This window comes from Leclercia sp. EC_58 (assembly GCF_019584355.1).
Classification (GTDB): Bacteria; Pseudomonadota; Gammaproteobacteria; order Enterobacterales; family Enterobacteriaceae; genus Enterobacter.
The window spans coordinates 4,411,460-4,434,176 of sequence record NZ_VDAM01000001.1 but is presented as its reverse complement, the minus strand read 5'-3'; the positions used below and the strand labels follow the sequence as shown (position 1 = coordinate 4,434,176).

Sequence of the window (22,717 nt, the reverse complement as noted above, 5' to 3'; positions counted from 1 at the left end):
TCCTTTTACATCTTTTCATACGCGCGATAGCGCTGCTGCAGTTGGCGCAACTGATCGATACGGGCATCGTAACGGGCCTGTTGCAGGCTGCCGAGTTTCACCTGCGAGCTGGCGCTGCTCAGCAGGGAGATGGCCTGATCCAGACGTCCGGCCAGGGCATAACCTTCGGCGCGGGCTGCCAACTCCTGATCGCGATGGCCGAGCGCGGCTTCCGCCTGGGCCAGCAGATCCCAGCCGTTAGGATCATCTTTATTATTGAAGGTGTAGCGGTTGAGAATGGGCGCGGCTTCCTGCGGCTGTCCACCCTGTAAGTAAGCATTCGCCAGGTTGAGCTGCAGGACCGGGTTATTGCGCAGATCACGGGCGCCTTTCAGACGGTTGATCGCATCCTGGGCTTTTTTCTGCCCTAAGTCGATGTCGGTGGCCAGATCAAGATACCAGGCATTGTTGGCCTCTGCAGTCAGCAGCGGCTGCAGGTTCTTGCGGGCCTCGTCATAATTGCTGGCTTCCATCGCCTGTAAGGCACGGCCATACCGGGCAGCGCGCTGTTCACGCACGTTGCCTTTGTTCAGGGCATCCAGCAGATCGTTGGTCAGCTGGTTGCGCCCCGAGTTGTACATGCCAAGGGTTCTGACCTTCGCCATGTAGAAATCTTCTGAGGACTGCACCACCACCGGACGCATCTGGTTGGCACGGTTGCGGGCATCCGATAGACGGCTTTCCGGCAGGGGGTGAGTCAGCAGAATTTCCGGCGGACGCGAGGAGTAGCGCGCCCGGTCGAGTAACTTTTCGAGGAAGTTCGGCATCGCCTGCGGGTCGAACCCGGAGCGTTGTAGTACCTGAATACCGATGCGGTCCGCTTCCTGTTCATTCTGCTGGGTAAAGCTGATCATCCCCTGACGGGTTCCCGCCAGGGTACCGGTCAGCGCAGCCATACCCGCTTGCGGGCTCGCCATCGCCAGCAGGATAGAGCCTAGTGCGCCCACCCAGGTCAGAGGGGCGCTGCGCTTCTGATCTTCCATCGCGCGCGCCAGGTGACGCTGGGTGACGTGAGAAATTTCGTGCGCCATTACCGAGGCCAGCTGGCTTTCGTTGTCGGCATAGCGGAATAACGCCGAGTGCAGCACCACGTTGCCGCCGAAGAAGGCGAAGGCGTTTATCTCGTCGTTATTGATCAAATAGAAGTGGAAAGGGGTCTTTACCGAATCCGCGTGGGAGACAAGGCGCATCCCCAGCGAATTGATGTACTGCACCAGCAATGGATCGTTGATCAGCGGCGCACTGCCGCGCAGTTGGCGCACGTAGAAATCGCCCATTTGCATCTCCTGACCAATGGAGAGCGTGCTGCCTGCCGAGGTGCCCATATCCGGCAATGCGTCTGCAGAGTCAGCGAAGGCTGGCATCATCTGGCCAGCGGTCAGCGCAGCGATGAGCGTCGCAACCAACGTTTTTTTCAACTGCCTGAACATAACCTCTGTCCTGTCTGGTGGGTGTGCTAATTTGACCGAAGAACCCGCATATCGTTCATCTGCGGCTGCTCTGCAAGTGTATGCGCCTCAGGGCGATAAGAAAATCCCTCTTTTCAGGCTTTTGCGTTTTGTGACGGAGCAAGAAAAAGCGAAAGTCTTTTCATTAACTCTTCGATACAATTCACCCTTTACGTTCCGCCAATATCTTCAGGGAAGGGTTGAATGCTCGAGTTATTAATGCAGTGGTACCGCCGTCGTTTTAGCGACCCCGAGGCCATTGCTTTGCTGGTTATTCTGGTTGCCGGTTTTGGCATCCTCTTCTTCTTTAGCGGGCTGCTGGCGCCGCTACTGGTGGCGATCGTGCTCGCCTATTTACTGGAGTGGCCTACCGTCCGGCTGGAAAATATTGGCTGTTCCCGCCGCTGGGCCAGCATCATCGTGCTGGTCTTTTTTGTCGGCATCCTGATGGTGATGTCCTTTGTAGTATTGCCGATCGCCTGGCAGCAGGGGATCAATCTCATCCGCGATATGCCGGGGATGCTCAGCAAACTCTCTGATTTTGCCGCCACCCTGCCGCGCCGCTATCCGGCCCTGATGGATGCGGGCATCATCGATGCCATGGCCGAGAACATGCGCACCCGCATCATGACGATGGGGGATACGGTGGTGAAATTCTCCCTCGCGTCGCTGGTGGGCCTGCTGACGCTGGCGGTCTATCTGGTGCTGGTGCCGCTGATGGTCTTCTTCCTGGTCAAGGACAAAGATCAGATGCTTAACGCGGTGCGTCGCGTCCTGCCGCGTAACCGTGGGCTGGCAGGGCAGGTGTGGAAGGAGATGAACCAGCAGATCACCAACTACATTCGCGGTAAAGTGCTGGAGATGATTGTCGTTGGGGTTGCCACCTGGATTGGCTTCTTAATCTTCGGCCTGAACTACTCGCTGCTGCTGGCGGTGCTGGTGGGCTTCTCGGTGTTGATTCCCTATATCGGGGCGTTTGTGGTCACCATTCCGGTGGTGGGCGTGGCGCTCTTCCAGTTTGGTCTGGGCACCGAGTTCTGGAGCTGTTTCGTCGTCTATCTGATCATTCAGGGGCTGGACGGAAACCTGCTGGTGCCGGTGCTGTTCTCGGAAGCGGTAAACCTGCACCCACTCGTCATTATTCTGTCGGTGGTGATTTTTGGCGGATTATGGGGATTCTGGGGAGTCTTCTTCGCGATCCCGCTGGCAACGCTGGTCAAAGCGGTGGTGCATGCCTGGCCGGATGTGCCGGCAGTGGAGGAGTAGGCTGTTGCCCGGCGGCGCTAACGCTTGCACGGGCCTACGGGTTTTGTAGGCCGGGTAAGCGTAGCGCCACCCGGCGAAACAAGCGAAGAGCCGAATCAGGCGTTCGCTTTCACCCACTCCAGCACCACATCGTGGTGATTGCTGGTTTTGAAGTCATCAAACACGTGTTCAACTTTGCCGTCAGCGTCGATCAGGAAGCTGATGCGGTGGATACCGTCATAGGTTTTACCCATAAAGGTTTTCTCACCCCAGACGCCAAACGCGTTGCAAACCTGGTGATCTTCGTCAGAAAGCAGCGTGAAGTTAAGCAGCTCTTTTTCGGCGAAACGAGACAGTTTTTCCGGCTTGTCGGTGCTGATACCCAGCACTTCGACGCCGGCGGTTTTCAACTCGTCCATGTTATCGCGTAAGCCGCAGGCTTGTACGGTACAGCCTGGGGTCATGGCTTTCGGGTAGAAATAGACCAGTACACGCTGTCCCTGGAAGTCGGTCAAATTTACTTGCTCACCGTCTTGATCGGGCAAGCTAAATTTCGGTGCGATGTCACCGGCTTTCAGTGGATTCATTACTCAACTCCATCCTGTTCATGCTGGGAATAATTGACGACGTTAATACTGCCTTGCGCATTCAGTTCTGTACAGAGGGCTTTGAACGCTTGCTCGATATTTGAGGCATCCCGCGACGCCGGGCTGTGGGCGGTGATCTGAATAAACAGTTTCGGCACGGTGTCATCTTTGCCCGGTTGCGTCCGCGAGACCAGCTCGGCGATATTCATCTGGTGGCTGTCAAACAGGGCGGTAAAGCGTTCGATTAAATGCGGGGAGTCAGTCACTTCCACCTGGACCCAGACGGTAGCGGGCAGGGCAGGCTGTGGGCGCGCGGTGGTGCGCTTCATCACGATCAGCAGATCCAGCTCTGCGCCTTTTAACGGCAGGGTCGATTCAATCAGGGTGATCGCATTCCACGACCCGGAAAGCAGCATGATGAAAGTGAACTCTTCACCCAGCATCGCCAGGCGGCTGTCTTCGATGTTGCAGCCGCAGCTACTGACGTGGCGGGTAATGGTGTTCACGATCCCCGGCCTGTCGGCACCCAGCGCAGTAATAACCAGGTAATGTTGTGATGAGGTTGTCAAACCTGTTCTTCCTTTGCGTGGTTTAGTCTTTCTAAGGAAAGCATAAAAAAAACCGGCATACAATAACCTGGAGGTCTCACGTCGCTTGCTTTTATTACAGCACCAAACGTACCATTGAGGCTCTTGTACGCACAGAGGATGGCCCATGTTCACGGGAAGTATTGTCGCGCTTGTAACACCGATGGATGAGAAAGGTAATGTCTGCCGGTCAAGCCTGAAGAAACTGATTGATTATCATGTCGCCAGCGGAACCTCGGCGATTGTTTCGGTAGGGACTACCGGTGAATCTGCTACGTTGAGCCACGAAGAGCATGGCGAAGTGGTGTTGATGACCCTTGAACTGGCTGACGGGCGTATCCCGGTTATCGCCGGTACGGGCGCCAACGCCACGGCTGAAGCCATCAGCCTGACCCAGCGCTTCAACGATAGCGGCGTAGTAGGTTGCCTGACGGTAACCCCATATTACAACCGCCCAACCCAGGAAGGTCTGTTCCAGCATTTCAAAGCCATCGCTGAACATACTGACTTGCCACAAATTCTGTATAATGTGCCGTCGCGCACTGGCTGCGATATGCTGCCAGAAACGGTAGGCCGCCTCGCGAAAGTAAAAAATATTATCGGTATTAAAGAGGCGACCGGGAACTTAAGCCGCGTTCATCAGATCAAAGAGCTGGTTTCAGACGACTTTATTCTGCTGAGTGGCGATGATGCGACCTCGCTGGACTTTATGCAGCTCGGCGGCCACGGCGTGATTTCCGTGACCTCTAACGTTGCAGCCCGCGATATGGCTGAAATGTGTAAACTGGCTGCGGCTGGTCATTTCCAGGAAGCGCGTGTGATTAACCAGCGTCTGATGCCGCTGCACAACAAATTATTTGTCGAACCCAATCCAATCCCAGTGAAATGGGCATGTAAGGAGTTGGGACTTGTAGCGACCGATACGCTGCGTCTGCCAATGACCCCGATTACCGACCACGGTCGTGAAACGGTCACTGCGGCGCTGAAGCATGCCGGTCTGCTGTAAAGTTTAGGGAGATTTGATGGCTTACTCAGTACAGAAGTCGCGCCTGGCGAAGGTTGCGGGTGTTTCGCTTATTATGCTGCTCGCGGCCTGTAGCTCAGATTCACGCTACAAGCGCCAGGTGAGCGGTGACGAATCCTATCTGGATGCTGCGCCGCTTGCTGAACTTCATGCACCTGCTGGCATGATCCTGCCCATTCAGAATGGCGACTACAACATTCCGGTTGCCAACGGTAGCGGCGCGGTAGGCAAAGCGCTTGATATTCGTCCGCCAGCACAGCCTCTGGCGCTGGTAAGCGGGGCGCGTACTCAGTTCACCGGCGATACCGCGACGCTGCAGGTTGAGAGCGCGCGCAATGCCGGGCTGTGGCCGCAGGTGGTGAGCGTACTTCAGTCGAAGAACTACGCGATCACCCAGCGCGACGATGCCAGCCAGACGCTGACGACAGACTGGATCGAATGGAGCCGTCTGGATGAAGATCAACAGTACCGTGGGCGTTATCAAGTCTCTGTTAAACCTCAGGGTTATCAGCAGGCGGTGGTGGTTAAGCTCATCAACCTGGAGCAGGCGGGCAAACCGGTTGCCGACGCGGCATCCATGCAGCGTTACAGCACCGAGCTGCTTAACGTGATTGCTGCGGGTCTTGATAAGAGCGCCACCGACGCGGCGAATGCTGCTCAGAACCGTAATGGTGCCACCTTCGACGTGCAGAGCGCTGCCGACGATACCGGTCTGCCAATGCTGGTGGTGCGTGGTCCGTTTAACCAGGTCTGGCAGCGTCTGCCTTCCACCCTTGAGCGTGTCGGCATGAAAGTCACTGACAGCACCCGCTCAACCGGCAGCATGACGCTCACCTACAAACCGCTCTCTGACAGCAGCTGGGAAGAGCTGGGCGTACGCGATCCGGGTCTGGCTTCAGGCGATTACAAACTTCAGGTCGGCGATCTGGATAACCGTAGCAGCCTGCAGTTTATCGATCCGAAAGGCCATACCCTGACCCAGTCGCAGAATGATGCGCTGGTCGCTGTCCTTCAGGCGGCATTCAACAAGTAAAAAAAGGGCTGGTTAATCCAGCCCTTTTAATTTTCGTGCTACGCAAACGTGTGCGTGGCATAATATCTCCAGTTTTGAACACAAATCATCACACCAGGAGTAATGAAGATGCAGAAGCAAGCTGAGTTGTATCGTGGCAAAGCGAAAACCGTATACAGCACCGAAAACCCGGATCTGTTGGTGCTCGAGTTCCGCAATGATACGTCAGCAGGAGATGGCGCGCGCATTGAGCAGTTTGACCGTAAGGGCATGGTGAACAACAAGTTCAACCATTTCATTATGAGCAAACTGGAAGAAGCGGGTATCCCGACGCAGATGGAAGCGTTACTGTCCGATACAGAGTGTCTGGTGAAGAAGCTGGACATGGTGCCGGTTGAATGTGTCGTCCGTAACCGCGCCGCGGGCTCCCTGGTGAAGCGTCTGGGCATCGAAGAGGGCATGGAGCTGAACCCACCGCTGTTCGACCTGTTCCTGAAAAACGACGCCATGCACGATCCGATGGTCAACGAATCTTACTGCGAAACCTTTGGCTGGGTGAGCAAAGAGAATCTGGCGCGTATGCAGGAGCTGACCTTCAAAGCCAACGACGTGCTGAAGAAGCTGTTTGACGACGCGGGCCTCATCCTGGTCGACTTCAAACTGGAATTCGGATTGTATAAAGGTGAGGTGGTGCTGGGTGATGAATTCTCCCCGGACGGCAGCCGCCTGTGGGACAAAGAGACCCTGGATAAAATGGACAAAGACCGCTTCCGCCAAAGCCTGGGTGGCCTGATTGAAGCGTACGAAGCCGTTGCTCACCGTCTGGGTGTTAAACTCGATTAATCCTGCCTTACCTGCCAGAGGAGCACAGCCTCCTCTGGCATCTCACTCCTGTTTCCTGTGGTAATCTTGCTTCGAAGCGCCTACGATCATACTTATTATCAAGATGATATTTTTCGAGGTGGGATTATGCGCTGGCAAGGGCGTCGTGAAAGTGACAATGTGGATGACAGACGCAGCAGTGGGGGCCCGTCGATGGGCGGCCCGGGATTTCGCCTGCCGGGAGGCAAGGGCGGCATTATTATTTTGCTGGTGGTCGTGGTGGCGGGCTACTACGGGGTCGACCTGAGCGGGCTGCTAACCGGGCAACCGATTCAGCAACAGCAGCAGGCAACGCGCTCCATCAGCCCGAGCGAAGACGAGGCGGCAAAATTTACGTCGGTCATTCTCGCCACCACGGAAGATACCTGGGGCCAGCTGTTCGAAAAAATGGGGCGTACTTACCAGCAACCGAAGCTGGTGATGTATCGCGGCGCTACCCGCACCGGCTGCGGCACCGGACAATCGGTCATGGGGCCGTTCTACTGTCCTGCTGACGCTACCGTCTATATCGATCTCTCCTTCTACGATGACATGAAACATAAGCTGGGCGCCGACGGCGACTTTGCCCAGGGCTATGTTATCGCCCATGAAGTCGGCCATCACGTGCAAAAACTGCTCGGGATTGAACCTAAAGTACGTCAGCTCCAGCAGAATGCCAGCGAGAGAGAGGTGAATGCCCTGTCGGTACGCATGGAGCTGCAGGCCGACTGCTTCGCCGGTGTCTGGGGTCACAAGATGCAGCAGGAGGGCGTGCTGGAGGCGGGCGATCTGGAAGAGGCCCTCAACGCGGCCCACGCCATTGGCGATGACCGTTTGCAACAGCAAAGTCAGGGCCATGTCGTGCCCGACAGCTTTACGCACGGCACGTCAGAACAGCGCTATAACTGGTTCAAAAAGGGCTTTGACGGCGGCGATCCGGCACAGTGCAATACCTTCGGCAAGGCGCTGTAATCTTCAATGTCAGGGATGAATTTATCAGGCCTGCCTGAACAACTGGCGCGGGAAGGGCACCGGCGGCTGCTGGTGCTGAGCGGGGATGAAACCTGGACGCAGCAGCAGGCGCGGCTGATGAAAGAGGACTATCCCGGGGAGTGGCTGTGGATTGGCGCTGACGCTCCGCAGTCGCCATCCTGCGCGCCTCAGGCGCTGCATCAGCTGCTGGGCCGCGAGTTTCTTCACGCTATCTTCGACGCCCGGCACGGCTTCGACGTCTCGGCCCTTGCTGCCGTGGCGGGCACCCTGCGCGCCGGCAGTCTACTGGTTCTACTTACCCCCGCTCTGACACAGTGGCCAAAAATTCCCGACCAGGATTCGCTGCGCTGGAGCGACAGGCCAGAGCCCATCCCTACGCCGCGCTTTATTGACCGCTTCTGCCGCCACATCCTGGGCGATCCGCAGGTGTTACGCTGGCAGCAGGGCGAGCCTTTTATGCTTACGCCAACGCCACCCGCACCCGACTGGCATCCGGCCAACGGCGAGCCCCAGAGCGAGCAGGCCGCGATACTCGACCAGCTCATTACCATGCCCGAAGGCGTCGCTGCCGTCACCGCTCCGCGCGGGCGCGGCAAGTCGGCGCTGGCGGGCATGCTGCTGCATCGCATTACGGGCAACGCCATTGTCACCGCTCCCGCCAGGGCGGCGACCGACGTGATTGCCCGTTTCGGCGGTGAGCGCTATCGCTTTATGGCTCCTGATGCACTGCTGGCCTCGGACGAGCATGCCGACTGGTTGATCGTTGATGAGGCGGCGGCCATTCCCGGCCCGCTGCTGGAGCGGCTGGTGACGCGCTTCCCCCGGGTCCTGCTTACCACCACGGTGCAGGGCTATGAGGGCACCGGCAGGGGGTTCCTGCTGAAATTCTGCGCCCGTTTTGCCGGGCTGCGTTACTTCACCCTCTCCACCCCGGTGCGCTGGGCGGCAGGGTGCCCGCTGGAGCGCATTATCGCCCAGGTGCTGCTGTTTGATGATGAGCCCGACGACAGCACTCCGCAGGGTGAGATCAGCTACGCAACCCTGGAGCAGGAGGCCTGGAACCGCGCCCCTGCGCTCCCGGCGGCGGTCTATAAACTGCTTTGCGCCGCCCACTACCGGACATCCCCCCTCGATCTGCGACGCATGATGGATGCTCCCGGACAGCATTTTGCCGTCGCCCGGGCAGGAGAGAGCGTCTGCGGCGCGCTGTGGCTGGTGGAGGAGGGAGGCTTAAGCCCGGCGCTCAGCCAGGCGGTATGGGCGGGCTACCGGCGTCCGCGCGGCAATCTGGTGGCGCAATCTTTGGCGGCACACGGGGGCTCGCCCCTGGCGGCAACGCTGAGCGCGAGACGGGTGACCCGCGTAGCCGTCCATCCTGCCCGCCAGCGCGAAGGCATTGGCCGGGCGCTGGTGGCCGCGGCCCGCCAGCAGACGAGCCTCGACTACCTTTCTGTGAGCTTTGGTTACACCGACGCGCTCTGGCGTTTCTGGCAGCGCTGCGGTTTTGTGCTGGTGCGGATGGGGAGCCACCGGGAGGCCAGCAGTGGCTGCTACACGGCAATGGCGATGCTGCCGCTGAGCCCGGCGGGGCAGGCGCTGTGTCAGCGCGAGCATCAGCGGCTCTGTCGTGATGCCGCGGTGATTGAACGCATGAACGGAGAAAAGATCCCGGTAGAGCCCGCGGGTGAGTCTACCCTTAATGATGATGACTGGCTGGAGCTGGCCGGATTTGCTTTTGCACATCGCCCCCTCACGGCGTCGTTTGCCAGTCTGACACGCCTGCTGCGGTCAACGATTCTGCCCCTGGCAGGCTTGCGGGGCAAAATCGAGCAGGACCGGGACGACGGCGCTCTGAGCCAGAGTCTGGGGCTGAACGGGCGCAAGGCGTTACTGAGTCGTCTACGCAGCGAGGCGGGCCAGGCGCTGGCGCAGCTGGACAGTCAGCGCTGTCAGGAGCTGAAGCAGACGGTTTTGCAATGGCAATTTTTTCAATAACTTCATCAGTAAACTGGCATGTTCATTCTGCCTGTCAGGCGTAGAATCCCGCTTACCCATTAAGGAGACTGCCATGAAACATGACCATTTTGTTGTCCAGAGCCCCGCTATGCCAGCCAAACAGCTTCTGCTGCTGTTTCATGGCGTTGGCGACAACCCGGTCAATATGGGGGAGATTGGCCGCTGGTTTGCGCCACTGTTTCCTGACGCGCTTGTGGTCAGCGTGGGTGGTCCGGAGCCTTGCGGCCCGAACGGCCGCCAGTGGTTTTCTGTGCAGGACGTGACCGAAGAGAGCCGTCAGGGGCGCGTGGATGCCATCATGCCCACCTTTGTCGAAACGGTGCGTTACTGGCAGCAGCAAAGCGGTGTGAAGGCGGATGCCACAGCGTTGATCGGTTTTTCCCAGGGGGCGATTATGGCGCTGGAGAGCATAAAAGCGGAGCCAGGCCTGGTCTCGCGGGTAATTGCTTTCAATGGCCGCTATGCGACCTTGCCCGGACAGGCGACCACCAGAACCACTATTCATCTGATCCACGGCGGGGAAGATCGCGTGATTGAGCTCTCCCATGCGGTTGCTGCTCAGGAGGCGCTGATCCGCGCGGGCGGTGATGTGACGCTGGATATTGTCGACGATCTGGGACACGCCATAGACGATCGCAGCATGCAGTTTGCGCTGGATCACCTGCGTTTTACCGTGCCGAAACGTTACTTCGATGAAGCGCTCAGCGGCGGCAAGCCTAATGACGACGATATCGTGGAGTTCTTTTAGCGGATAACCCTCTCCCCGCAAGGGGAGAGGGAAAGGCATTACTTCTTCTGGTCTTTCTTCGGCCAGTCGTCTTCATCATCCCACTTATCGTTAAAGTCACGATGTGGGGGGAGTTCAGGTTTGTTGGCGAGGAATTTCTTATGGTCAACGCGCTTGAGATCCTTGATCACATTCAGCAGTACGCCTACCAGAAAAACCAGTACCAGGAGCCACCAGTATTTAGCCAGCCAGTCCATTCGCTTATCCTTCTTTGGGGCAACCGTCAGGCGACGAGTTGCTCCATGATACGTTGATACATACGGGCCAGCAGTTGCAAATCAGCGGCATTCACGCATTCATTGATTTTATGAATCGTGGCATTCACCGGCCCAAGTTCGACCACCTGTGCACCCATGCGGGCAATAAAGCGTCCGTCAGAGGTACCGCCTGTGGTCAGCAGTTGCGGTTTAATTTCATTATAGTGCGCGATGGCGTTAACCACCGCATCCACCAGTTTGCCGCGCCCGGTCAGGAACGGCTGGCCCGAAAGCCACCAGTCGATGCTGTAGCGCAGCTGGTGTTTCTCCAGCAGGGCCACGACGCGGGCTTTGATCATCTCGTCCGTCAGCTCGGTGCTGAAGCGGAAGTTAAACTGCACAAAGAGATCGCCAGGGATCACGTTGTTGCTGCCGGTACCGGCCTGAATGTTGGCGATCTGCATGCTGGTCGGCGGGAAATACTCGTTGCCTTTGTCCCACTCGATCGCCACCAGCTCGTTAAGCATCGGCGCGGCGCGGTGTACCGGGTTATCCGCCAGATGCGGATAAGCCACGTGGCCCTGGACGCCGTGAATGGTCAGGTTGCAGGTCATGGAGCCGCGACGGCCATTTTTCACTACGTCGCCCACCATTTCGGTGCTGGACGGCTCGCCCACCAGGCAGTAATCCAGACGTTCATTACGCGCCATCAGCGTTTCAACCACCTTCACGGTGCCGTTTTTGGCGCTGGCCTCTTCGTCTGAGGTAATTAAAAATGCCAGGCGGCCTTTATGGTTCGGGTATTGCGCCACGAAACGTTCGGCGGCAACCACCATCGCAGCCAGCGAGCCTTTCATGTCCGCCGCACCGCGACCAAACAGCATGCCGTCGCGGATCGTCGGTTCGAAAGGAGGATTGATCCAGCGATCGGCATCACCGGCTGGCACCACATCGGTATGTCCGGCAAATGCCAGCGTTTCACCCTGGCCGCGCCAGGCCCAGAAATTTTGCGTATCGCCAAAATCCATCGGTTCGACGGTAAAACCAATCGCCCGCAGGCGTTCGATCATCAAAGCCTGACAACCCGCATCATCAGGGCTCAGGGAGGGGCGGCGAATAAGCTGCTGAGTCAGCTCAATGACCGGGCATGACATAGACTACACCTCAATAAAATAGGTTTGGTATTGATTTTCGTTGAAACCCAGCAGCATAGGCTTACCGGGCGCCCAGAGCAATGGGCGTTTGATGATTGCGGGCATTTCCACCATTAATGCGGCTGCGCTGTCGGCATTGTTGATGCTGGCCCGCACACTTTCATCCAGTTTGCGCCAGGTGGTGCCGCGCGTGTTGAGCAGCGCTTCCCAGCCGAGCTCAGCAATAAATTTCTGCATCAAATCAGCATCAATACCATCGGCGCGATAGTCGTGAAAACGGTACTCAACGTTGTTTTGCTCCAGCCAGCGGCGGGCTTTTTTGATAGTGTCGCATACTTTAGGAGAAAGGCCGTACATGATAATTTTCGGTTCAGAATGGTCTGTCATAGGGTTTTACCTGTGCAACTTGGTTAGGTCTGTAGCATACAGACGTTCATAAATCATTAAAACTACAACAATATTCTATTGTAATCAGATGGTTATCTATTTTTCTAAGTTGTGGTAGTAAATAATAAGTACATATATTGTTAAAAGAGCCGTGAGTTGATAGTGTTGGCTCATCTAAGTTTTATGTTGTTGGTTCGCAAGTCTGTTTAATCAACAAAGGAGCAGTTGTGAGAAGTCCCAAAGCTTATTCCTATGTTCGTTTCAGTACCCCTAAACAAGCCCAGGGGGATAGCTATCGCCGCCAACTTCAGCAGGCTCGGGACTATTGCACGACTCACAATCTTGTGTTGGATGACAAGACCATTGAGGACTTTGGAGTTAGTGCTTTTCGTGGTAGCAACCGTACTGATGGTGCATTGGGTCGCTTCATTGATGCCGTGAAAAGTGGGGAAATCGAGAAGGGATCTTATCTCTTGATTGAATCGGTGGATCGGCTGAGCAGGCAAGCGATTGAAGAAGCTCTAACGCAGTTCTTGGAAATAGTCAGAGAAGGCATTGTGATTGTCACTCTTTCAGATAATCAGGTCTTTCGCAGTGGTGAAGTGGATTTCACAAAGCTGATTGTTTCGATTGTCTATATGGCTCGTGCCAACGATGAATCTGAAATGAAAAGCCGCCGCAGCCGTGCTGCATGGTCCAATGGACGCCAACAAGCGAGAGAAAATAACAAAGTGATAGCTAACTCTCGCCTTCCTTCATGGTTGACGCTTGAGGGGGACAAGATCGTTCCTATCCCTGAAAGGGTTGCTATTGTGAACGAGATGTTTCAAATGGCTCGGTCTGGCCAAGGTTATCAACAGATTGCTAAGGCATTCAGAGATAAAGATTACAAGACATTTGGGCAGGGTAAAGCATGGCGTCCAGCTGGCATCCAATCAGTGGTCAAGAGCAGAGCCGTAATCGGTGAATTTCAGCCTCATATCATTTATGAAGGGAAGCGAGTGCCAGATGGTGATCCACTTTTTGGCTATTATCCAACCGTTGTTTCACCTGCAATTTTTGCAGAGGTACAACATATTGTGGATAAGAGGAACAACCATAGCGGCTCTTACAGAAAAGGCCTCTATAACAACCTGTTCAGCGGGGTTATCCGTTGTCAGTGTGGTGAATTGCTACGCTTCCATAATAAAGGTAGCAAGGGACAAGTTCGTAATTATCTTGTATGCCCAATGGAAGGTGTTACCGGATGCGAGTTGCCGTATTTGCCATACAACAGAATTGAACCGCAATTACTACAGGCTCTGAGTCGGCTATCCAGCGTTATGGAGCAAAGGCAACCTAAGACTGGCAGAGTATCAGCGTTGAAAGACGATCTAGCTGTGTTACAAAATGAGCTGGAAGCAGAAGGTAAAAAGAGGGTGAAGGCGGCCCAGTTAGTGCTGGATTTTGATGATGATGCTGCTTTCCGAGTTTTATTTGAAGAGTCTAAGAATGCCTGCCATGCACTGGAGGAAAAAATTGTGCAAATTGAGGGGGAGATTATGGCCCTTGAACTCTCTACCAGGACAATTGCTCGCTTTCTGAGCCCTGAGGATTTAAACAGTACGGAGCAGCGTCAACAGTTCAACAGTCAGCTAAAGTCAGCTATCACAATAGAATTTATTCATGAGAATGCTGGGCTTGTTGCCGTAATCAAAAACATGGAAGGTCAAGTCATGTTGGAGCAAGCATTTGGTCCCAAATTAATGAGCAGTATTGTCCATGATTATGAAGGCCATATCTGTGTTAGAACCATCGCGGAAGCTCCTTATGTTGATCCTGTCTGGGTTGAAGAAGAAAGAGTGGAGTATGAAAAAGGGAAGCTTGTCGAATTTGATGAATGTGGCGATTATAGTGTCGACAATCTGAATAAAATTTCTTGAGGTTTCGTAACCTTCTTTCGATGTATTAGCTGCGGGTAACTAAGCCGGGTTGCAATAAGTATTCGAGACAGCATCACGAACCACATCGATTCGAACAGGAACGAAAGCGAGGGCAATGGCGATAAACCTGTAGAAACCAAGCTGGAATCATCGACACAATCCCGAGATTAAACCTACGCCAAATCAAGGACTGGAGTCATTAAGCCGGATACTCAGGCCCTTTGTCCCGATCACTACGGGCATCCCTGCCCGTTGAGTCTGAAAGTATAAACCTGTGTTTTACGCTGTGTGTGGTCGGTGATCGTCGCCTTAATGGGAAGACCCTCTAGGAGCCGATGCAACCTACGCATAACGGATTCGGCATGCCACTTAGTCAGGCCATTCAGATAGCCTGAAGCAGGCAGGCTGGCCCCGATGAGCGGAAGTACAAGATCGGCGTCAATCACACAGTTAAAACCAGTAGGATGCTTCTCGCGATCGTAAATTGTTCATAAACTCTCGTTCTTCTTCATCAGGTCATAATGTGATATAAATCTAAGCTCGCATTTTTATTTTACATCCATGGAGGGACAATGAATTTAATCGAGAAAAACAATGTGAATAGCGAAAATTGTGATATAGAATCACTTAAAGAGGAGTTCATTGTCTGTCTTAAAAAAATAAAATATAAAACAAATAAGGTAAGTGATAGTGAACTTGGTGCTGTTAAAGTTATTTCAGGTGGTAGTATCTATGTTGAAATATCTGAACTGTCATTTATGCCTCCTGAAGACAATACTGTAATGGGATGGGAAATCCCCAAAGGTGTTGCTGAAAGAGCAATTGAAATCATGGTAACTTTCTTGAATTGTGGGTATGAACTAACCAAGGAAATGAGAGAGTATTTATCTGCTGGGCTGCAATCTTCAATCTCTGAAAATGGTATGGATTTACAAGATTCGTTTAACCTACGATCTCACAATAAAACATACGAAAAGGAAAAGCTTAAAGCAAGAATTGGAACATATATTTTTTATCGAAAACAATTAAATGAGGCAATAAAGAAAGTTACTAATTCAGGCTACACACATACAGGACATCTTAACGAGATGCTGTATGGTGAGATAAAAACACTCTTTGGTATCTCCATTTCTGATCATAAAACTCTTGCAAGGTATGAGGCAAAAAAAACAGAGAGTAGTTTTTTCTATAATTCTCTTTCTCACATGATTCAGCAGAATCCAACCAAAACATTAATGTATAAACATTGTTTAAAACTTGAGATAGAAAAAGAGAGTAATGTCACAATAAAAAAGTTCAAGTCTAAAATCTTGGATCTCTTGGAAAAGTCAACGTTAAATTGATTTTATTTTGGGCGTTTTTATTATCGAAAGTGCCCAATCTGCCTTGTCGACATTTAACTGTCAACACGAATAACATTTCTCTCAACGCAGCGAGGCACTCTTGCTGTAACGATGAGGAAATCCAATGATCTGTAATAATGAAAGCTTCATGCAGAAGGCTGCTACCTTTAGCCAGTTAACCTCTGTTGAAGATAAATGCGAATACGTCTATGAGTTGCTTGAAAGTATCTGTCACATTGAAGATGGGCATGTAACTTACAGTGAAGAGCATGACTGCTATCAGTTTTTCTCCGGGGGGGACTGCTGTAGCATGCGCCTTGTCATGAGTCCTTACGGAGATATCGAACACTTCGAATTCGGCTGTAACTAACAATACAATATCGCATTGACTTCATCCGCAAGGGGGAACGTCAACTCTCCCTTGCGAAAGTCATGCGGGGAGTCAATATGAATATTGAAGAGCATAATGAAAAGGCATTAATTGGGGCGTTACAGCTCGCAATAGAACATGGCATTGCCGCAGAGGATACTGAATTAAAAGCAATAGATACAGATTACCCTCGGTTTAAAGATGCTGATGATAAGCATGGTCGGGCAAGTGGCTGGTTAAATCCATATATTAATGAGGAAGGTAAGATTCTCAGAGTATATATCAATAGTTACCATGAAAATTTAGGTAGCGCGATATGGGATCATGATGGTCTGCATTCATTGCCACCAGAAGAACTACAGGAGATTGATAATGAACTGAAAGCATTAAAGGAGAAACGAATACAGGAAAAGGATAGCCTACTTGCTAGTAATAGAATGGAGTTGGAGAGAAGTTTAAAAACACTTCCATCTGTATCACAGCATCCTTACTTATCAAGGAAGCAAGTTTCAGGTAATGATATTTTTGTGGATGGAAATGCATTAATTATCCCTATTCATTATTATGGCGGTGAGTTTGTTAATGCTCAGCGTATTTTTCCTGATGGAACTAAATGTTTTTTTAAGGATTGCGGTAAGAAAGCTGCCTGCCACGTTATTCAAGGTGATGACAGTACGATATTAGTAGCAGAAGGATATGCTACAGCAGCATCCTGCTTTGATGCGACAGGATATACTTCAGTCATGGCGATCGACTGTGGGAATATTTACCCGGTTGTCGAGTCTATTCGCTTACATACCAAGGCTCCAATCATCATTGTTGCCGATAACGATAAGTACAAGGAGAAAAACGCAGGAGTTGAGGCTGCGAAAAAGGTCGCAAAAACAATTGAAGGGGTGTCTATTTTCATCCCTGAGTTTCAGGATGAGACGAGTCAGCCCACGGATGCCAACGATTTGATGCTGCTGGAGGGAATGGACGAGTTGAAGAGGCAACTGGAGCCCGTTATCGCTCATGCCAGAATGGGGATTCCACCCAGTTTCTTCTTCTCAAATGGATGGCTGTGTCAGAAGCGTGAGTCGGGTAGCGCAAAGATTAGTACGGCTATTTACCCGGTCGCGTTGTCACGTGATAAGGCGAGTGAAGACTGGGGATTGGTCCTTCAGTTTGCGGATATGGATGACCATACGCACCAGTTTGCATTGCCGAGGGCGGCTTTAATTAAAGAACCTTCGTTGATGCTGGAGCCGTTAGTTTCACGTGGTTTGCATTATGATCCCGGTGAACTCAGGGTACTCCAGAGTTACATCAACACGGTTCAGCCTGTAGGAAGAGCTAGGAGCGTATCGCAGACAGGATGGTTTGGCGATGTTTATGTGCTCCCCGATGAAGCTATTGGTGCAACAAGCGAGGATGTAATTTATCAGTCTATTTCCGGGGCTCCTCCTGGTTACGAGCAGTCAGGTAGCCTTGAGGACTGGCAGAAAAATATCTCTGCTAAATGTATCGGTAACAGTCGGTTAATTCTGATGGTTGCTGCCGGATTTGCCGGGCCATTGCTGGAACTGGACAGTTCACTTGAATCAGGTGGGTTTCACATCCGTAGTGAAAGCAGCCGAGGGAAGTCGACAGGTCTTCGCGTTTGTAAATCTGTCTGGGGAGCCCCAGATAAGCTCGTAACGTGGCGTGCTACTTCGAACGGGCTTGAAGGTGTTTGCTTTGCACATAACGATGCGACGTTAGTGATAGATGAGTTGGGCCAGATGGCAGATGAAAACCCCACAGAGGCGGCTCAGACCGTCTACATGGTTGCTAATGGGGCGAGTAAGCAGCGGGCAAACCGGAAGGGAGGTGCAGCAGCGATTAAAACGTGGCGTTTGATCTTCATGTCTGCGGGCGAGGTATCGCTGTCGAACCTGATGGAGCAGCATGGTAAGAAGGTTAAAGCTGGTCAGGAAGTCCGTTTTATCGATATTCCGGCGGATGCTGGAAAGGGGCTGGGGCTGTTCGAGGAACTCCATGGTCACATTGATGGTGCCAGCTTCGCAGAGGCTCTGAACCGTGACAGTAAGAGTTTCTACGGTACGGCTGCCCGTGCATTCCTGCGGCAACTTACGGCGGATAAGGCTGGATTGGCAGTCAGGCTCAAGTCTCTGATGGCTGAATTCCTTGTTCATGTGCCGGAAGGTGCTGACGGTCAGATTAAACGTGCCGCTAACCGCTTTGCTCTTGTGGCTGCTGCTGGGGAACTGGCGCGGGAGGTCACTGGTTGGCCTGATGGGGAATCATTCCGTGGAGTCAAGGCTTGTTTTAATAGTTGGCTGGCAGGACGTGGGGAAGGTTCTCATGAGTCTAATCAAGCTATTGAATCCGTTAAAGCTCAATTACTAACATGGGGAGATTCACGTTTTGGACAGGCGATGAATAGCCCTGTATGGGGGGTAAAAGTTGGTGGTGATTTTTGGGTTTACCCTGCTGCGTTTAGGGAAGAATTATGTCGAGGGCTGGACCATAGAAATGTAGCTAGGGTGTTGCATGAGAGTGATTTTCTTCCAAGTAGTGCGGCGGTAACAAAACGAATACCTGGCGGAGAGTCTCGTAAAGTTTATGTTATTTCAGGGAAGCTTCTGGGGGATGATCCAGAGACACCAGAACCAGTACTGTGCGACGACTCACTATACTCTGTGTGATACAGAGGGGGACTCTACCCCCTCTGTTACTTTGTTACTGATACCCAAAATGGGCGGTAACAGTGAAATTACTGGTATGACAGGGTGTGACGCTGTTACTTTTGTTTCTCTTGAAAGCAATCGATTGAAGCGTATTAACTCTTTGTAATAGGAAGAAATTGAGCTGTTGATTAAGTACCGTTAGTTGTGATGCGATTTGCCATGAAGACGTTGCGGTCTTACAGAGTAAGAGCATCTTTTATGTTATTGAACAGAAGGCGATAACCAAGAACGGGTGTTTTACAATGAATGCTCGCATTACCGCTGTAAAGCGGTAGTGCAAGGGGGGAGTTGTGTTGCTTGTAGAACAAGAGCTATGTGCCTGCAGGGCCATAGAATCACCTGAGCTTTCTTTTACAAACCTATCTTCAGATACACTGTCAAGATACCAATAATATGGACGATGAAACATCTGTACATATCTTTGTGTATGCCATATATTGGTGTTTGATGATAGTTGATAACAATATATAGTACTTCAGGCCTGCTTGAGGGTATCAGTCATGCAAAATCCAGATCCTATACGTCTCCTTTCAATAACCGAGAAACAGTATATTGCCGATATTCTAAAGGCTCTGACTGAGACCTTAGATTTAACGGATACACAATATCAGCAGATTCGCCAAGCTTACCGAGGAGTAGGAACTTGGCTTGCAGAAAGTGATGATCCACTTTTACAAGATACACGCATTTACTCTCAAGGTAGTGTACGTTTGAACACAACCGTCAAACCTGGTCCAGATGAGCCTTTTGATATAGATTTAGTGTGTTATCTTCCTCATGCAGGGACTGGAAGTGGTAGTGAGGTTCTTAATGCGGTAGAGCAGCGCTTGATTGGTCATGAGCGTTACAAGACTATGTTTGAACGGCTTCCACGAGGTTTTAGAATTAACTATGCGGGTTCGTATCATCTTGATATCACGCCCGGAACTGATTACAGCAGTGAGGATTTTGAAGGTCACCCACTTTGGGTCACTGACCGTAATACAGAGTGGAAAGAATCAAATCCTGATGGATACGCGATTTGGTTTGATGCTATCACTGAGAAAAAACCGCTTCGGCTGCAAGCAAGTTTTGAGTCTTACGCTTCTGATTCTGCTCTCAACAAATCGCTTGCCCCGCTTCCCGATCATACATCTAAAAAGCTGCTCAACCGCATTGTTCAGATCCTCAAGCGGCATCGTGACGAATGGATTGCAAGCCAGAATAAGGATGTATACCAATACAAGCCCATTTCGGCGATTATCACTACACTTGCTGCCCATGCTTACCAGAAGATAATTGATGACCGTCTTGCTTATGATAATGATCTTGACATCATTATCGATGTAATTGAGTTTATGCCGAATTTCATTCAAACAAGTTCGGAGGGTTTGCAGGTTCTTAATCCTGCAATGCCTTTAGAAAACTTTGCAGAAAAATGGAATGTCATCGACGGGAATAAAGGCCAAAATCTATATGCCTCCTTCAAAAAGTGGCATGAGGCTGTGTTGCAGAGTTTCAAGGCTATTAGTGCTTCTGTCGGGCAGGACAATCTTTTAGAAAATATCAGTAATAATTTCGGTGCAGAACCGGTTAACATTGTTCGTGATCATATGTTAAACAATCTTGGAGAACTTCGTCGTACTGGTAAGTTAGGTATAGCTGGTGGGGCGGCTACACTTATCACAGGAAAGGCTAATGCTATTCAGCCGAGTCCTGTGCCTAGCAATACATTTTATGGTTCAGACTCTTCCACTGTCGTTCCAGTTCCGGCTAATACGTTCTTCGGGGATTAAATGAATAAATTCACTTCTCCTCCTGCGCTTTCACTAAGCGTACAATTTTACTCCCTTAAGAACCGCTTTCGTGAAGGCTCTGGGCGTATTACTAATCGGAATCGCACACTTGTTTGGCAGAGTGAAATATCTCCTGGTCCTTTCTGTAGAAAATATAAGATCCTCTTGCGTTACACGAAAGGTTTTGCGCCAGAATGCATTGTACTTTCGCCTGATTTGGACGAGTTGGCTGGCGGTAAAAAAATTCCTCATACGTATGGGTACGATAGTGCCACAGGTCATAGAAAACTCTGCCTTTTTTTACCTAAATCGAAAACACTTGATGGTCTATCTGAGTGGCGGCCTCAGCTAAAACTAAGTGATACAATTATTCCTTGGGCTTCACTCTGGCTGCTATATTTTGAAGAGTGGTTGTTCAGTGGTGAATGGAAGGGGGGGGGAGCTCATCCTTCAGATGATGAAAATGGAATTTATTTTGATGAATGATAAAAATAATCCTCGTTACTTTTCTGTCGATATTGAGAGTTCAGGTCCTGTGCCTGGTTTTTATAGCATGCTCTCTTTTGGTGTCTGTCTGGTGGAAACGCCCGATATAAATTTTTATCGGGAACTTAAGCCTCTTACTCTTCATCACGATCCTGAAGCACTTTCGGTTACTGGCTTTGATCTATATCATCTAATGAATACAGGTATTGATGCTTTGACAGCCATGAAAGACCTTTCAGTTTGGGTGGAGGAATTATCTGGGGACGGAAGGAAAGCTGTATTTGCTGGCTTTAACGCGGCATTCGATTGGTCATTTATAAATTGGTATTTTCATTATACTGCTATCAAAAATCCTTTTGGTTATGTCCCGCTGGATATTAAATCACTTTTCAAAGGAGTTTGTGGACTTCCTTGGCAGGAAGCACGCACCTCTGTTGCAGCAGCACATTATGGCATCAAACGAGGCAGAGAGCATCATGCACTTGATGATGCTATTTTTCAGGCCGCGATTCTTCAAGCTATTCTGAATGATAAAGGTGTGCGCTAATGATTTTTTTCCAAAAATGTATTTACATGCTTATTAATTGGTTTACGCGGCAGCGTAAGCCTCCTTTTATCTTTCTTGCGACTGGATTGGCCATTTTAAAATTAGGTGGAGGACTCTCTTGGCAGGTAATACTAAGTTACAAAGATTATGGAGTTAAGGCATCATCTCCTGAAGGTAGTTTTATTACGGAGATACTTGTTCCGCTTTTAGGAATAGTGCTTTGTATCATCGGAGCAGTGTGGGCAGTATGTAGTGCAATTACAGACTGGCGACAAAATTCTAAGAAGAGTATCTTGGTCATTAGGGGGGAGGGATTAAGAAGGGTAGCTGGTAGTAATATAGACTCGCAGATCTATAAACGGCACTCAGGCAGATTGAATTATTTGGATGTCAACATCACCCAGAATATACGAGACGGTTATGTGATTCATCCTGCAGATGTATTTCGTAATTATGTACAGCCTTTAAGTCGGAATCTGAATCAATATTTCGGCGCAACGGCATTGAATGATATTCAAGTAGTCTATGCAGGTATGCTGCCTGTTCCCTTCCTTTTCTGGATTGGTAACGTACTTGATGATAAGGGTGTCGTTACTTTAATTGACTGGAATCGTGCGAGTGAGACTTGGCAGGTAATTTCAGATAATACACCGGATGATGGGGATTCTTTTAATCAAGAAACTATAATGGAAGGAAATGTTGAGGATGTTGTTATTGCCATATCCTTTTCCTATCATGCAGATCTAACTTGTATTAAGAAAAGCTTTACCGGATTGCGTATCGAGCATCTTTATCTAAAGCATATCAATTTCGATAATCATTGGTCGATTGAAAAACAGCAAAGACTTTCTTTACAGTTCATTGAGTTTGTAAAAAAACTGCAGCAACAAGGAGCTAAACGTATACATCTAATTTTAGTTGCGCCGAGTAGTGTCGTGGTTAGTTTTGGACGACGTTATGATAGCCGTAATCTACCTGAACTGATCGTCTATCAGTATGAGAAATCTGATGATGATACCTATCCGTGGGGAGTATACGCGATTTCTCACGGTAGAGAAGAAGGCGGCTTTGTATTACGAACAGAGGCTCTTAAAGTTCGTTTTTAAGTTGGTGGGTGAAAACGGATTGTCAACTTAAAAAAGTTATAAGTGCTCTTGAGAAGAGCGCTTGACTTTGCTCCCCGTTGAATAATCAAAAAAAGTGGT

Annotated in this window: 20 protein-coding genes; 14 read left to right on the top strand and 6 right to left on the bottom strand. The window is 51.0% G+C overall.

Features of this window, described 5'->3' with window-relative positions; all coding sequences use genetic code 11:
* Positions 1-5: 5 nt before the first annotated feature.
* On the bottom strand, positions 6-1,469 hold the full coding sequence (gene bepA, locus FHC51_RS21555) for a beta-barrel assembly-enhancing protease (protein ID WP_114385993.1): 1,464 nt from the start codon (positions 1,467-1,469) through the stop codon (positions 6-8).
* Positions 1,470-1,691: 222 nt separating this feature from the next.
* Between bepA and FHC51_RS21550 the strand changes: the two genes are divergently transcribed.
* Positions 1,692-2,753 (top strand): AI-2E family transporter, encoded by a 1,062-nt coding sequence (locus FHC51_RS21550; RefSeq protein ID WP_114314303.1) that lies wholly within the window; start codon positions 1,692-1,694, stop codon positions 2,751-2,753.
* 95 nt (positions 2,754-2,848) lie between these two features.
* Here FHC51_RS21550 and bcp read toward each other — a convergent pair whose 3' ends face one another.
* Both bcp and FHC51_RS21540 read right to left on the bottom strand, forming a co-directional pair.
* Entirely contained in the window at positions 2,849-3,319 is a 471-nt protein-coding gene (gene bcp, locus FHC51_RS21545; protein ID WP_039029687.1) for a thioredoxin-dependent thiol peroxidase, read from the bottom strand.
* The gene (locus FHC51_RS21540) at positions 3,319-3,888 is read right to left on the bottom strand and encodes a glycine cleavage system transcriptional repressor (RefSeq protein WP_197080105.1); all 570 of its coding nucleotides are present in this window, start codon (positions 3,886-3,888) and stop codon (positions 3,319-3,321) included. Before FHC51_RS21540 ends, bcp begins: the two co-directional genes overlap by 1 nt.
* 145 nt (positions 3,889-4,033) lie before the next feature.
* Here FHC51_RS21540 and dapA point away from each other — a divergent pair, with 145 nt between their 5' ends.
* The 6 genes from dapA (at position 4,034) to ypfH (ending at position 10,560) form a co-directional block, all read left to right on the top strand.
* The gene (gene dapA, locus FHC51_RS21535) at positions 4,034-4,912 is read left to right on the top strand and encodes a 4-hydroxy-tetrahydrodipicolinate synthase (RefSeq protein ID WP_103180679.1); all 879 of its coding nucleotides are present in this window, start codon (positions 4,034-4,036) and stop codon (positions 4,910-4,912) included.
* Positions 4,913-4,928: 16 nt separating this feature from the next.
* On the top strand, positions 4,929-5,963 hold the full coding sequence (gene bamC, locus FHC51_RS21530) for an outer membrane protein assembly factor BamC (RefSeq protein ID WP_220436563.1): 1,035 nt from the start codon (positions 4,929-4,931) through the stop codon (positions 5,961-5,963).
* A gap of 108 nt (positions 5,964-6,071) precedes the next feature.
* The gene (gene purC, locus FHC51_RS21525) at positions 6,072-6,785 is read left to right on the top strand and encodes a phosphoribosylaminoimidazolesuccinocarboxamide synthase (RefSeq protein ID WP_103180677.1); all 714 of its coding nucleotides are present in this window, start codon (positions 6,072-6,074) and stop codon (positions 6,783-6,785) included.
* 126 nt (positions 6,786-6,911) lie between these two features.
* The gene (locus tag FHC51_RS21520) at positions 6,912-7,775 is read left to right on the top strand and encodes a neutral zinc metallopeptidase (protein ID WP_220436562.1); all 864 of its coding nucleotides are present in this window, start codon (positions 6,912-6,914) and stop codon (positions 7,773-7,775) included.
* Positions 7,776-7,790: 15 nt separating this feature from the next.
* Positions 7,791-9,791 (top strand): tRNA(Met) cytidine acetyltransferase TmcA, encoded by a 2,001-nt coding sequence (locus tag FHC51_RS21515; protein WP_304608140.1) that lies wholly within the window; start codon positions 7,791-7,793, stop codon positions 9,789-9,791.
* 73 nt (positions 9,792-9,864) lie between these two features.
* Complete coding sequence (ypfH, locus tag FHC51_RS21510) at positions 9,865-10,560, top strand: esterase (RefSeq protein ID WP_156239517.1); 696 nt, start codon at positions 9,865-9,867, stop codon at positions 10,558-10,560.
* Positions 10,561-10,598: 38 nt separating this feature from the next.
* On the opposite strand, the gene FHC51_RS21505 is transcribed toward ypfH, so the two are convergent.
* The 3 genes from FHC51_RS21505 to FHC51_RS21495 are packed head-to-tail and all read right to left on the bottom strand — an operon-like array spanning position 10,599 to position 12,337.
* The gene (locus FHC51_RS21505; RefSeq protein WP_032613036.1) at positions 10,599-10,796 is read right to left on the bottom strand and encodes a YpfN family protein; all 198 of its coding nucleotides are present in this window, start codon (positions 10,794-10,796) and stop codon (positions 10,599-10,601) included.
* 26 nt (positions 10,797-10,822) lie between these two features.
* Complete coding sequence (dapE, locus tag FHC51_RS21500; RefSeq protein ID WP_220436560.1) at positions 10,823-11,950, bottom strand: succinyl-diaminopimelate desuccinylase; 1,128 nt, start codon at positions 11,948-11,950, stop codon at positions 10,823-10,825.
* Positions 11,951-11,953: 3 nt separating this feature from the next.
* The gene (locus FHC51_RS21495; protein ID WP_220436559.1) at positions 11,954-12,337 is read right to left on the bottom strand and encodes an ArsC family reductase; all 384 of its coding nucleotides are present in this window, start codon (positions 12,335-12,337) and stop codon (positions 11,954-11,956) included.
* A 227-nt stretch (positions 12,338-12,564) separates the two neighbouring features.
* Between FHC51_RS21495 and FHC51_RS21490 the strand changes: the two genes are divergently transcribed.
* The 7 genes from FHC51_RS21490 (at position 12,565) to FHC51_RS21460 (ending at position 22,618) form a co-directional block, all read left to right on the top strand.
* On the top strand, positions 12,565-14,259 hold the full coding sequence (locus FHC51_RS21490) for a recombinase family protein (RefSeq protein WP_163446596.1): 1,695 nt from the start codon (positions 12,565-12,567) through the stop codon (positions 14,257-14,259).
* A 572-nt stretch (positions 14,260-14,831) separates the two neighbouring features.
* Positions 14,832-15,602 (top strand): hypothetical protein, encoded by a 771-nt coding sequence (locus FHC51_RS21485; RefSeq protein WP_163446597.1) that lies wholly within the window; start codon positions 14,832-14,834, stop codon positions 15,600-15,602.
* 447 nt (positions 15,603-16,049) lie between these two features.
* A complete protein-coding gene (locus FHC51_RS21480; RefSeq protein ID WP_196351975.1) occupies positions 16,050-18,662 on the top strand; it encodes a TOPRIM and DUF927 domain-containing protein in 2,613 nt (870 codons plus the stop codon).
* 542 nt (positions 18,663-19,204) lie between these two features.
* Positions 19,205-20,479, top strand: coding sequence for a nucleotidyltransferase (locus tag FHC51_RS21475; RefSeq protein ID WP_163446131.1), 1,275 nt, complete (start codon positions 19,205-19,207; stop codon positions 20,477-20,479).
* On the top strand, positions 20,480-20,965 hold the full coding sequence (locus FHC51_RS21470) for a hypothetical protein (RefSeq protein ID WP_104453859.1): 486 nt from the start codon (positions 20,480-20,482) through the stop codon (positions 20,963-20,965).
* Positions 20,934-21,512 carry a 3'-5' exoribonuclease domain-containing protein gene (locus tag FHC51_RS21465; RefSeq protein WP_227653921.1) on the top strand — a complete coding sequence of 193 codons (579 nt, stop codon included), beginning with the start codon at positions 20,934-20,936 and terminating at the stop codon, positions 21,510-21,512. The genes FHC51_RS21470 and FHC51_RS21465 overlap by 32 nt, the downstream gene beginning before the upstream one ends.
* Positions 21,512-22,618, top strand: coding sequence for an SAVED domain-containing protein (locus FHC51_RS21460; RefSeq protein ID WP_163446130.1), 1,107 nt, complete (start codon positions 21,512-21,514; stop codon positions 22,616-22,618). Before FHC51_RS21465 ends, FHC51_RS21460 begins: the two co-directional genes overlap by 1 nt.
* Positions 22,619-22,717 lie beyond the last annotated feature (99 nt).